Annotated in this window: 10 protein-coding genes; 8 read left to right on the top strand and 2 right to left on the bottom strand. The window is 51.2% G+C overall.

Features of this window, described 5'->3' with window-relative positions:
- Nucleotides 1-34 precede the first annotated feature (34 nt).
- Nucleotides 35-1,546: a nickel-dependent hydrogenase large subunit gene (locus Q366_RS01280; RefSeq protein WP_035235589.1), complete on the bottom strand. Its 1,512-nt coding sequence runs from the start codon at nt 1,544-1,546 to the stop codon at nt 35-37.
- Nucleotides 1,547-1,928: 382 nt separating this feature from the next.
- On the opposite strand from Q366_RS01280, the gene Q366_RS01275 reads away from it, so the two are divergent.
- The 8 genes from Q366_RS01275 to Q366_RS01240 all read left to right on the top strand — a co-directional run bounded on the left by Q366_RS01275 (nt 1,929) and on the right by Q366_RS01240 (nt 11,226).
- Complete coding sequence (locus tag Q366_RS01275) at nt 1,929-3,017, top strand: alkene reductase (protein ID WP_035235588.1); 1,089 nt, start codon at nt 1,929-1,931, stop codon at nt 3,015-3,017.
- Between the two features lie 26 nt (nt 3,018-3,043).
- Entirely contained in the window at nt 3,044-4,231 is a 1,188-nt protein-coding gene (gene chrA, locus Q366_RS01270; RefSeq protein ID WP_035235587.1) for a chromate efflux transporter, read from the top strand.
- A 127-nt stretch (nt 4,232-4,358) separates the two neighbouring features.
- Nucleotides 4,359-4,985, top strand: coding sequence for a uracil phosphoribosyltransferase (gene upp, locus Q366_RS01265; RefSeq protein WP_035235586.1), 627 nt, complete (start codon nt 4,359-4,361; stop codon nt 4,983-4,985).
- Nucleotides 4,986-5,157: 172 nt separating this feature from the next.
- Complete coding sequence (locus Q366_RS01260) at nt 5,158-6,390, top strand: uracil-xanthine permease family protein (RefSeq protein ID WP_035235585.1); 1,233 nt, start codon at nt 5,158-5,160, stop codon at nt 6,388-6,390.
- Between the two features lie 445 nt (nt 6,391-6,835).
- Complete coding sequence (locus Q366_RS01255; protein ID WP_035235584.1) at nt 6,836-9,013, top strand: RNA degradosome polyphosphate kinase; 2,178 nt, start codon at nt 6,836-6,838, stop codon at nt 9,011-9,013.
- A 95-nt stretch (nt 9,014-9,108) separates the two neighbouring features.
- Nucleotides 9,109-9,963 (top strand): histidinol-phosphatase, encoded by an 855-nt coding sequence (locus Q366_RS01250; protein WP_035235779.1) that lies wholly within the window; start codon nt 9,109-9,111, stop codon nt 9,961-9,963.
- Nucleotides 9,964-10,010: 47 nt separating this feature from the next.
- On the top strand, nt 10,011-10,475 hold the full coding sequence (gene dtd / locus Q366_RS01245) for a D-aminoacyl-tRNA deacylase (RefSeq protein ID WP_035235583.1): 465 nt from the start codon (nt 10,011-10,013) through the stop codon (nt 10,473-10,475).
- A complete protein-coding gene (locus Q366_RS01240) occupies nt 10,465-11,226 on the top strand; it encodes an RNA methyltransferase (protein ID WP_035235582.1) in 762 nt (253 codons plus the stop codon). The genes dtd and Q366_RS01240 overlap by 11 nt, the downstream gene beginning before the upstream one ends.
- 12 nt (nt 11,227-11,238) lie before the next feature.
- Here Q366_RS01240 and Q366_RS01235 read toward each other — a convergent pair whose 3' ends face one another.
- The gene (locus Q366_RS01235; RefSeq protein WP_245619839.1) at nt 11,239-12,195 is read right to left on the bottom strand and encodes an RluA family pseudouridine synthase; all 957 of its coding nucleotides are present in this window, start codon (nt 12,193-12,195) and stop codon (nt 11,239-11,241) included.
- Nucleotides 12,196-12,223: the final 28 nt, after the last annotated feature.

Raw genomic sequence — 12,223 nt, 5'->3', positions numbered from 1 at the left:
GCGTATAACATGAGCCTGTGGGATTTGTGTAATATCAGTGAACTGCACAGGCCAGGCAAGGATCGAAAGAATGCACAATCCGGTTGGCCTCGATTTGTTGCCCAGGATCTTCAACCCAGGTGCCGATGAGGGCGGACTCCAAAGCACCGGGTGTGCCCTTGTCATCCCTGGGAGAACAGTTCCATGTGGTCGGCACCACACACTCATAATGATCAATCTTGTGCTTTTTGATCCGGATATAATGGAGCAAGGCCCCCCTTGACGCTTCGGTAAGGCCGAACCCTTCTCCGGCTTCCGGTATTTTTATCTCAGGTATAAATGGCTCCAACGGATTGATTTGTTCGGTCTGGTCCAGAAGGAAATCCGCAATGACCACGGCAGATACGGCCCGGCACAGGTGCCGGCCCAGGACCGAATTGAGTTGTTCCGGCCGAATGTCCGCAATTCCGGCGAACCGGTCCACCAGCTGCTTCACGGTTTTATTACCGCCCTGTAAATAATCCACCAGTATCCTTGCCGTTGGTCCGACTTCCAGCATATGCCCGTCATACCGGGGTGCCTTTACCCAGGAGTAGGCGCCTTTTTTATGCGGGGCCGGTGTCAGGCTGCCCTGGGCGACCTTCAGGCCGGACGGGGAGCTGTATTTGGCAAATTTAACATCTTCGGTAATGGCATCTGATTTTATCGTTTCAACTTTTCCGTCAAGAAGCACACCAGGCGACAGGAGCCTGGAACTGTCCGGTTCCGGCCCAAAGGGAAGCAGACCGTAGGACATGAAACCACCCTTGCTCTGGCCGATATGCCAGTATTCCGGGAATGCGCCGGCAACCGCCAGAAGATCGGGCAAATACTTGTGATGGATAAAATGCTTAACGTCACGGATCAGTGCCTGGTAAGACGCGATGGCGTCAATGTCAGGCGGCCGGGTGCATCCGCCGGGAAAAATCCCCGTGGCATGGGGAAACCTGCCGCCGAAAATGGCCGAGGCCCGGTTGGCTTTTTTCTGGATTTCAAGGGATTCCACATAATGCTTTAAAGCCGTGATATTGATGTCCGTATCCGTTACATAGGTTCCGGACAGCCGGGGCAGAAATGGCGCTGCCGGATAGGATTCCTTGCTGCCCAGCGCGTGGTTGACCCAGTCTCTCAAGTGGGACAAGTCAGGGTCTTTGCCGGTATAGCCCGTGACAGCGGTCACATCGATAAAATCAAGGGCCGAAAGCTGATAAAAGTGCAAAAGATAATCGTATAAATGGTTGGCGCCCTGGATAAGGTTGTGAAGAATTCTGCCGTTTGGCGGTGTCTTGAGCCGGTAGGCGGCTTCCTGGGCATAAGAAGAGGCAATGGCATGGGCATACGGGCATACACCGCAAATCCTCTGGGTAATCTGCTGGGCGTCAAGCGGGTCACGTCCCAGAAGAAAAACTTCAAACCCTCTGAACATTTCCCCCATGCTTTTTGCATCAATGATGATATTGTTTTCCACGGTTGTGTTAATATTGAGGTGGCCTTCAAGCCGGGTGACAGGCCCTATATCGATTTTCATGATGCTCCTCGTTGGGTTAGAACTGTCCGTTTGTAGTTGCCTGGTGTGACGGCAATCAAAAAATGATGCAATTTAAGGTGTCGGGCGGGAGAGATAATGTGGTGATTTGTTTTACGGTCGATTTAAATACCGGTAAGAGCAGGCTTGAATCGATTTTTGGCACACACCCTTTTTGAGTGCATCATTATCCATCTTTTGCCGGACCATATCATTTTTATGGAAGTCTTGCTCGGTTATCAATAATCGGCGGTAATTGTAGTAAGCGTTTTTCGGTTCGTCAACCTAATAAATCCAAAGCAGAGTTGAACTTTTTACGTGTTCATCATAATTTTAAAATTGCGGTTAAAATGAATCAACCGCCTTAATCAAGGAGAACTTTAACATGAAACGTTTATTCGATCCTGTTTCAATAGGAAGCTATAACTTAAAAAATAGAATTGTATTGGCGCCCATGACCCGGGGCCGTGCCGGATCCGAGCGCATACCCAATGACTTGATGGCGGACTATTATTTTCAGCGTTCATCGGCCGGGTTATGCATTACGGAAGCAACTGTGGTTTCAAAGCAAGGCATCGGGTGGGTTGATTCCCCGGGAATATACACCAGGGAAATGGTAGAGGGATGGCAAAAAGTCACCCGGAAATTAAAACCCACAGGTACCCCGATTTTTTTACAACTCTGGCACTGCGGCAGAGCTTCTCACAGCGATTTCCACAATGGAGATGCTCCGGTTTCGGCTTCGGCTGTCCGACTGGAAGGTGACGGCATCCACACGCCTCTGGGAAAAAAAGAGTATGAAATGCCCCGTCCCCTGACCATTGGTGAAATTAAAGCCACCGTGGATGATTACCGGAAAGCAGCCATGAATGCAAAAGAAGCTGGTTTTTCAGGCATAGAAGTGCATGCGGCCAACGGGTACCTGATCAATCAATTTCTTGATTCAAAAACAAATCTCAGAAACGATGCTTACGGGGGCAGCCTTGAAAATAAATTCCGCTTTTTAAAAGAAATACTGGATACGACTTTAGAAATCTGGTCTCCGGAACAGGTGGGTGTCCGGATATCCCCCAATGGTAATTTTAACGATATGGGCAGCAGTGATTTCAGACAGACCTTCCTGTATGTCGCAGAAGAACTGAATAAACTGAACCTGGGTTATCTGCACATCATGGATGGCCTTGCCTTTGGCTTCCATGAAAAGGGAGACCCCATGACATTATCCGAGTTCCGGAAGATATACAAAGGTCTTATTATAGGAAATTGCGGATACACAAAAGAATTGGCAGAAGAACGAATCGCAAGTGGAGATGCGGACCTGGCAGCTTTTGGCAGACCCTATATTACCAATCCGGACTTGCCGGAACGGTTAAAGAATGGCTGGCCGCTGAATCCTTGGGAAGATACCTCCTTATGGTACACCCCGGGACCTGACGGGTACACGGATTATCAGCCTTATAAATCGTCCTTATAAGTTTTCCTGAAGTGAATAAGAAAAGAATGAACTCCGGCAGCACGAGCGAGGTCTTCTTGGCGTTCTTGAAGCTTGGCCTGACATCTTTTGGCGGACCCATCGCACATATAGGTTACTTCAGGGCTGAAATTGTCGAACGCCGTGGCTGGATCAGTGAGGACCAGTTCGGTCAACTTCTTGCGATCTGTCAATTTTTGCCAGGCCCTGCCAGCAGCCAATTGGGGTTCAGCCTCGGACTGCTGCGTTCGGGTCTGCCAGGTGCGGTTGCGGCCTTTTTGGCCTTTACCTTGCCGTCAGTACTGCTGTTAGTTGCCTTCGCGGCAGCGTTGACACTGCTGGCAGGCCCGGCCGGGCAGGCTGCGATTCATGGTTTGAAGCTTGTGGCTTGCGCTGTGGTTGCTGATGCCTTACTTGGCATGTCCCAAAAGTTATGTCCCGATACCCCCAGGCGAGTGATCGCCGTTCTGGCGTCTGCAGTGTTACTTGTCGGTTCATCCGCGTGGACACAGGTGCTCGTCGTTGCGTTGGGCGCTGTTGCCGGCGCGTTCTTTCTTCGTGGTATATGTACCTCCGGCGACACGAACCCAATTCAAGTTTCATTTGGTCCACGCGTCGGCAGCATCCTCCTTCTCATTTTCGCAGGCCTTCTGGCAGGCCTGCCGCTGCTTGCAACTGGAAAACCTGATTTTTCTTCGGTTGCAGAGGCGTTCTACCGCGCAGGTGCCCTGGTTTTTGGCGGGGGACATGTTGTCCTGCCCTTGCTCCGGGATTCCGTTGTTTCCTCTGCCTGGGTGTCACCCGGTCAGTTTCTGGCCGGATATGGCGCGTCCCAAGCGATTCCCGGACCCATGTTTGCATTTTCAGCCTACCTCGGTGCGGCGTTGTCTCCCGGGGGTGATGCATATTTCATGGCGGCTACAGCATTGGTCTTCATGTTTCTCCCAGGGTTCCTCCTGGTTGCCGGAGTTCTTCCTTTCTGGGGCGCCGTTTCCCGCAATCCCGCTGCAAATCGAGCGATTGCGGGCGTAAATGCGGCAGTGGTAGGTATATTAGGGGCTGCACTGTATGACCCGATCTTTACGTCCGGAATAACTGGCCCAAAGGATTTAGCCATCGCGATCGTCGCATTTGGCCTGCTTGGCGTATGGCGGGTCTCTCCAATCATTGTGGTGCTGTGGTGCGTTTTGGCCAATGTTTTGCACTTATGGATTTAGCCCCCGGAAAAAACCAATGCGGATTGCCCTGGGCCCCTGTATAAATGGGCTTGACTAAAAATTCCGTGTCCACTAATCTTTGCGGGATTTTTCTGGATATTAATTTTTCAAAACAAAGGGAGGCGATATGCCCGTATATGTGGAGGACCATCCTCTAATAAAACATAAGCTTGGATTGATGCGCCAAAAGGACATCAGCACCAAGGATTTCAGGGAACTTGCCTCGGAAGTGGCCCGCCTGCTTACCTACGAAGCAACCCAGGATCTTGGGACCGAACAAAGAGTTATACAGGGCTGGGCAGGAGAAGTTGAGGTCGAAAAAATAAAAGGCAAAAAAATTACGATTGTTCCCATCTTAAGGGCGGGCTTAGGCATGATGGACGGGGTGCTCGACCTGATCCCTTCTGCCAAGGTGTCTGTGGTGGGGTTTTACAGAAACGAAGAGACGTTGAAACCCGTACAGTATTATTTTAAAACAGCGTCGGCCATGGCAGAGCGCACCGCCCTGATTCTGGATCCCATGCTGGCCACCGGCGGCACTCTGATCGCCACCATTGACCTGCTCAAAGAAGCCGGATGCAAAAGAATCAAGGGACTTTTCCTTGTGGCTGCCCCCGAGGGCATTGCAGCACTGGAAAAAAAGCATCCTGATGTTGACATCTATACCGCCAGCATTGATGCACGCCTGAATGACCTGGGCTATATTCTTCCCGGGTTAGGGGATGCCGGGGATAAAATATTTGGCACAAAATAATGTTTGAATGGAAAATCACCCATCTGCGGCGTTGCTGCAAAAATTTGAATCCTCACATACATTAGTATGCTCCGGTTCAAATTTTCTTGCGCCTTGCATATGGGCAATTTTTCATCCAAACATATGTCCATGGTCTGATAACAAATTAATCTTCGAAAAGGAAAATAGGTAAATGCCCGACAATCTGCCGTCATCCACAGATTACAACTTCCAGGTTAAAGACTGTTTCCTGGGTGCCCAGATGCTCTTTGTAGCCTTTGGCGCCCTGGTGCTGGTTCCGTTGCTTACAGGATTGAACCCCAATGTGGCATTGTTCACTGCGGGTTTAGGCACCCTGGTGTTCCAGGCCATTACCCGGGGCAAAGTGCCGATATTTCTGGCCTCGTCCTTTGCCTTTATCGCCCCCATCCAGTACGGTGCCAAAACCTGGGGTATTCCCGGCACCATGTGCGGTCTGGCTGCTGCCGGCGTGGTTTATATCATACTGAGCACCCTGGTGAGGATACGCGGCAGCGAAGTTATCCAGAGGGTACTGCCGGCGGTGGTAACCGGTCCGGTCATCATGGTCATCGGCTTGAAACTGGCGCCGGTGGCAGTGGGGATGGCCACAAGCGGAAGTGAGTATTATTCCAAGGCCGCAGCCATGACTGTGGCCTTTATTGCGCTTGCAGCCACAATTCTGGTCTCCTTATTTGCAAAGGGCATAATAAAGCTGATCCCGATTCTGGTGGGCATTGCCGTGGGATACATTGTGGCCCTTGTCATGGGCATGGTCAGTTTTGATGCCGTGGTCTCGGCGCCCTGGTTTGCCATGCCCGCCTTTGTTCTACCCCAGTGGAACCTTCATGCCATCTTCTATATTATTCCCGTGGCCATTGCCCCGGCCATTGAACATTTTGGTGATATCGTGGCCATCGGCCGGGTCACAGGCAAGGATTACTTAAAAGATCCCGGCATCCAGAACACCATGCTGGGAGACGGTGTTGCCACGTCTCTGGCAGCCTTGCTGGGCGGCCCACCCAACACCACCTACTCCGAGGTCACAGGTGCGCTGACCCTGACCCGGGCGTTTAACCCGGCCATCATGACCTGGGCCGCCATCACCGCCATCCTGCTGGCCTTTATCGGTAAACTGGGGGCATTGCTGCAGACCATCCCCTCCCCTGTCATGGGCGGTATCATGCTGCTGCTGTTCGGGGCCATTGCCGTGGTAGGACTGAACACCCTTGTCCAGGCCCAGGAAGATCTTGTGGCACCGCGGAACTTGAGCATCATTGCCCTGATTCTGGTTTCCGGCATCGGGGGGATGGCCATCAAATTCGGCAATTTTGAATTGTCCGGCATCGGTCTTGCCGGTGTGCTTGGCGTTCTGCTCAATATGGTGCTGCCAAGACTTAAAGATTAGAAACCAAGCGACGTTTAAACAAAAAAACAAAACCGGCCTGCAGCGCGTTTTTTTTGCTGCAGGCCGGTTTTGTTTTTGCTGAAACCGGATAATTTTTATCTGTCATGACGTCTCCTTTTTAAACCTTTTTCCTGTTATTATTGATGGTTCTCTTAAGGCGTTATCAATAAGGCTTTTGACTTGATAATATAAAGATTGATTTTCGTTCAACGCTAACACAATTTTAGTAATTCACTGATATACATACAACATTGTTTTGACTCAAAACATAACTGATATGAGACAACCCCCATGGGCCGCAAGACCACAACGAACAATGAAACTAAAGACGCCAACAATGCGGGGCTAAAATGGGCGCCCCAGGCGCTTCGCCCTCTTGTTTCCTGTATCTTGTCTCTAGTTTTTTATAATGATATATGATTGTTAAAGGAGCGGTGGAATACGCATGCAAACGGATACGGATGTAGAGGAAACCAATTTAGAAGAAATCATTGATGTGACCACGACCAATCGCTATATCAACAGGGAGCTTTCCTGGCTCCAGTTCAACCGCAGGGTGCTTGAAGAAGCCCTGAATCCCAACCACCCCCTGATGGAACGTGTTCGTTTTCTGTCCATTTCCGCCTCCAATCTGGACGAATTTTTCATGGTCCGGGTAGCGGGTCTCAAAGCCCAGGTTAACAAAGGCGCAGCAAGTGCAAGCCCGGACAATATGACCCCATTGGAACAACTTAAAGCCATAGAAGAAGCCGTCATCAAGCTCAACGACATCACCCGGGACTGCATCAGGGGTCTGACCAGAGATCTGGAGGCAGCCAATGTTTTTGTTGTCAGGCCCGAACAGCTTACCATGGAAGACCGGGAAAACCTGCTCCTGGAATTTCAGACAAAACTGTTCCCCGTACTCAGCCCCCTTGCTGTGGACCCTGCCCATCCATTTCCCTTTATTCCCAACCTGGGCCATGGCATGATCATGGATCTTATAGATGAGGAGAGCGGGGATGCCATGTTCGCCCTTGTAATCCTTCCGTCCCAGCTCAAACGCTACATACGGATACCCGGCAAGGCCATTCGCTTTATCCGTCTGGTATCGGTAATCAGCATGTTCTATGATCACCTGTTCCCCGGATACCGGTTGACGGGATCAGGGGTTTTTCAGGTCATCCGCGATTCAGAACTTGAAATCGATGAGGCCGCTGAAGACCTTGTACGTACCTTCCAGTCCGCTTTGAACCGTCGCCGCCGGGGCAATGTAATCCGCCTGCGGGTGGATACCGGCACGCCGGACAATTTAATCACGTTTATCACGAATCAGTTTGAAATGAATCCCGAGGATGTGTTCAAATCAGATCATGTGGAGCTGTCCGCCATCAAGGAACTGATCTGCGATGACCGCCCTGATCTGATGTTTAAAAAATACCATGCCAGGTTCCCGGAGCGAATCCGGGATTTCGGCGGGGACTGCTTTGAGGCCATCTTAAAAAAGGATATTGTTGTTCACCACCCCTATGAAAGCTTTGATGTGGTGGTCCAGTTCATCCGCCAGGCCAGCCAGGACAGCAACGTGGTCTCCATCAAGCAGACGCTCTACCGCACCAGCAAGGATTCTCCCATTGTCCAGGCCCTGGTGGAAGCGGCAGAGGCGGGAATAAATGTTACCGCCATGGTTGAACTCAAGGCGCGATTTGATGAAGAGGCCAACATTGAACTGGCAAGAAAGCTGGAACTTGCCGGGGCCCAGGTGGTTTACGGCATCATTGACCTGAAGACCCATGCCAAGCTCTCCCTGGTCGTGCGCAGGGAAGACGGAAAGTTTACATCCTATGCCCACCTTGGCACAGGCAACTACCATCCCATCACGGCCAAAATTTACACCGATCTCTCCTTTTTCACCCATGATCCGAAAATCTGCTCCGAAGTGATGCAGATCTTCAACTACATGACCGGATATGCAAAGCCGGCCAGCCTTGAAATCCTGGACATTGCGCCCCTGACCCTGCGCAAACGCATCGTTGAAAATATAAAAAAAGAAATCGAGTTTGCCGAACAGGGGAAGCCTGCCCATATCTGGGCAAAAATGAATTCCCTTGTGGATCCCGAGATCATTGATACCCTTTACCAGGCATCCCAGGCAGGAGTTGGGGTGGACCTTGTCATCCGGGGCATCTGCTGCCTGCGGCCGGGCATCCCCGGCGTCAGCGAAAACATACGGGTAAAATCCATTGTGGGACGGTTTCTGGAACATTCCAGGATTGCCTGCTTTGGCAATGGTCATGAACTGCCTTCTCCCCATGCCAAGGTGTATATATCCTCAGCAGACTGGATGCCCAGGAACCTTGACCGGCGCATTGAAACCCTGGTGCCCATCCTCACCCCCACGGTCCACCGCCAGATCCTGGACCAGATTATGGTGGCCAATTTAAGGGATAATGAACAAAGCTGGATCCTGAATAATGACGGCACCTACACCCGAACCGTCCCGGGCAAAGAGGCATTTAATGCCCATAACTTCTTCATGACCAATCCCAGCCTGTCAGGCAGGGGGTCGGCCCTGCGTCCGGAATTACTGAAAACCCGGCAAAAACGGTTCCACAAAGCCGGAAAAAAGGCAAAAAAACCTTGATGTAAAAACAATGGACCGGGCAACCTATGCTACACCAACAACCCGGATAATCCGAACCTTGATTTAACCCCGGCTTGGTGTTAAAGTCCGCTGAAATGATTGATTCCAAACTCATATCCCTTCATGGCGGCCATTCAGGCCAGTTCTGCTGCCATGCCCAGGACAGCCTTGAAGACCTGATAAAAGCCTATATCAGCAAAGGCTTCAAAGCCGTGGGCATCAGTGAGCACATGCCCCCGCCCGAACACCGCTTCCTCTACCCGGATGAGCTTGAGCAAGGCCTTTCGGTCAAGGCGCTTGGGGACCGGTTTTCAAGGTATTTCCTTGAGCTGGAACGGCTCAGGCAAAAATATAAGTCAGATATCCGGATATTTAAGGGATTTGAGACCGAAACCGTTACCGGAAGCCCTGCCCAGGTGCGGTCATTGATCCGGGAATTTAATCCCGACTATATTGTGGGATCGGTCCATCATCTCAATGACAGATGTTTTGACTATTCCAGGCAGGACTATGAGGCCATTGCCAATGATTTCAACGGCTTTGATGCCATGTATATGGCCTATTTTGACACCCAGTATGAAATGATCCTGGACCTGCATCCTTTTGTTGTGGGCCATTTTGATCTGATACGCATTTACGATCCGGACTTTGAAGCACGGCTTGGCAAACCCGAAATTGGTGAGCGTATCCAGCGCAATCTTTCTATGATCAAGGATCTTGGGCTGGTGCTGGATTACAACCTGCGCCCCCTTGCCAAAGGGGAAAAAACACCTTATCTGGCCTCGACAATTCTGGCCAGGGCAAAGGCCCTGGGCATCCCTGTGGTTCCCGGAGATGACGCACACAGCAAAGAACAGGCAGGCATGTTTGTGGACAGGGCTGTTCAATCCTTAAAAAATATGGGCTTTTCCACAACCTGGCCCAGGCCCCGGTGCATGACGCCCGCCTGAATTTTTTATCCCCCGGATTTAAAACGGAGAAATCTTCAAGGAGACCCATGAAAGCCATTGTCCAACGGGTTAAAAAAGCCCGCGTTACCGTAGACAACACGATCATATCCAGCATTGGCACAGGACTTGTGGTACTTTTGGGCGTGGCCCGTGGCGACGAAGAAAAAGATGCCGAATATCTGGTGGATAAAATTATCAACTTAAGAATTTTTGAAGATGACAAGGAAAAAATGAACCGGTCTCTTGTTGATGTCAAGGGCGAGCTTCTGGTGGTCTCCCAGTTTACGATTATGGGAGACTGCCGCAGGGGACGGCGCCCCTCGTTCACGGATGCAGCACCCCTTGAGCCTGCATGCCGGCTTTACCGATTTTTTGCCTCAAGGGCAGCCTCACTGGGCGTTGCAGTCAAGAAAGGAAAATTCCAGGCCAATATGGACGTGTCATTAATCAACCAGGGGCCTGTCACCCTGATTCTGGAATCCCCCGGAAACTTAAAACCCAATGCCCAGTGATAAAAACACCATGGACCATCTCACTGTTATCCTGGTCCGTCCCCAGGGCCCCATCAATATTGGCGGGGTATGCCGGGCCATGATGAACTTCGGCTGCACCCGGCTGCGTCTTGTCAGCCCCTGCAGTGCCTATAAATCCCTTGAAGCCAAAAAAATGGCCCTGTCCGCCTTTCATATTCTTGAACAGGCGCAAATATTTGACACCCTGGAACAGGCGCTTTCCGACGTCCATTCCGCCTATGGCACCACCCGCAGGTTCGGCAAGTACAGAAAAGATTTTTTAACACCTGCCACGGCAGGGGCCAGGATACAAGCCCAGAAACAGGAACATCACAGCGCCCTGGTTATGGGACCGGAGGATACCGGCCTTGAGACAAAGGATCTGGCCCTGTGCCGGTATTTTATCACCATCCCCACCCATGACAGCTACCCGTCCATGAATCTGAGCCACGCCCTGGCTGTGCTGCTCTACGAAGCATCCCTTAAATCCGGGGCTGCAAAAAATTTCCAGGACCCCGGGGTTAAAGCCCCTGCCCGGGGAGAAGAACTGGAATCCATGTTTGCCCACATGAGAAAAACGCTTTTAGACATTGATTACCTGGACCCCCAGAACCCGGATCATCTGCTGCGGACCTATCGCAAAATTTTCTCCAACGCGGGTCTGTCATCCAGGGATATCAGAATTATCCGGGGGCTTTTAAGCCGCATTGACTGGACCGAATCCCAGCGCCGGTTAAATCAAGCAACGTAAGCCGAAAAAAAATCAGGGGGCATCGGACAGATGCAGCAAAGCGGTTTTGAAATCTTCGGGCATGGGCGCGTCAAAATAGAGGCGCACACCTGAATAAGGGTGACGAAAGGACAAGGTCCAGGAATGAAGCATCTGACGCGGCACCCCGGGGACTTTTTTCATAGATGATCGCGGCTGGTAAATGCAATCGCCGAAAAGGGGCATGCCCTGATCATAAAAATGGACGCGAATCTGATGGGTTCTGCCGGTATAGAGCCGGATATCCATAAGACACCCCGAACGAAAACGTTTAATGACACTGAACCGGGTTTTTGCGTATCTGCCGTTCTCATCCAGAACAGTCATGCGTTTGCGATGAAAAGGGTGACGGCCAATGGGGCGCTCAATCACCCCCGCATCCGGAATATTTTCTCCCCGGGCCAGGGCCAGGTAATGCTTTTCCACCCGCCTTTGCTTAAATTCCTTTTGGAGAAATTCAAGGGATTTCAGGGTTTTGGCAATGACCATCAGTCCGGAGGTATCTTTGTCCAGGCGATGAACAATACCTGGCCGGTCCCTGTCCCAGCCTTGTTCGCTGAAGCCCGGATGGTGGGCAATCAAGGCATTGACCAGGGTACCGGAATCATTCCCTGCCCCGGGATGCACCACAAGGCCTGCAGGCTTATCAATCATGAGAATATAGTCATCCTCATAGAGGATATTCAAAGGAATGGATTCCGGGAGAAGGGGTTTTCTATCCTGATGATCTGTTGAAGGGATCTCCCCTTCAACCAGGTCTTTCAGCTTAACTTTATAACCGGGGCGTTTACATCCGTGGTTCACCGTAATCACCCCCTGGGAGATCAGGTGTGCAGCCCTGGAGCGGGATATCCGGGACTGGGAATCAGCTACGGCCTGGTCAAGCCTGGCACCCGCCTGATCCGGCGAAATTTCTATCTTCAGGTGCATGAAAAAAGACAAACCCAGCATGGATTGACACCTGCCGGGTTGTTTGTGT

It is taken from the genome of Desulfobacter vibrioformis DSM 8776, from assembly GCF_000745975.1.
In the GTDB taxonomy this organism is placed as follows: domain Bacteria; phylum Desulfobacterota; class Desulfobacteria; order Desulfobacterales; family Desulfobacteraceae; genus Desulfobacter; species Desulfobacter vibrioformis.
Note: the sequence above shows the minus strand (reverse complement) of the source record. Positions and strands in the feature narration are given on the sequence as shown.

What these genes read in the sequence shown, in the direction of transcription:
- Q366_RS01280 (WP_035235589.1), bottom strand. Translation starts at nt 1,546, where the DNA reads ATGAAAATCGATATAGGGCCTGTCACCCGGCTTGAAGGCCACCTCAAT.
- Q366_RS01275 (WP_035235588.1), top strand. Translation starts at nt 1,929, where the DNA reads ATGAAACGTTTATTCGATCCTGTTTCAATAGGAAGCTATAACTTAAAA.
- chrA (WP_035235587.1), top strand. Translation starts at nt 3,044, where the DNA reads ATGAACTCCGGCAGCACGAGCGAGGTCTTCTTGGCGTTCTTGAAGCTT.
- upp (WP_035235586.1), top strand. Translation starts at nt 4,359, where the DNA reads ATGCCCGTATATGTGGAGGACCATCCTCTAATAAAACATAAGCTTGGA.
- Q366_RS01260 (WP_035235585.1), top strand. Translation starts at nt 5,158, where the DNA reads ATGCCCGACAATCTGCCGTCATCCACAGATTACAACTTCCAGGTTAAA.
- Q366_RS01255 (WP_035235584.1), top strand. Translation starts at nt 6,836, where the DNA reads ATGCAAACGGATACGGATGTAGAGGAAACCAATTTAGAAGAAATCATT.
- Q366_RS01250 (WP_035235779.1), top strand. Translation starts at nt 9,109, where the DNA reads ATGATTGATTCCAAACTCATATCCCTTCATGGCGGCCATTCAGGCCAG.
- dtd (WP_035235583.1), top strand. Translation starts at nt 10,011, where the DNA reads ATGAAAGCCATTGTCCAACGGGTTAAAAAAGCCCGCGTTACCGTAGAC.
- Q366_RS01240 (WP_035235582.1), top strand. Translation starts at nt 10,465, where the DNA reads ATGCCCAGTGATAAAAACACCATGGACCATCTCACTGTTATCCTGGTC.
- Q366_RS01235 (WP_245619839.1), bottom strand. Translation starts at nt 12,195, where the DNA reads ATGCTGGGTTTGTCTTTTTTCATGCACCTGAAGATAGAAATTTCGCCG.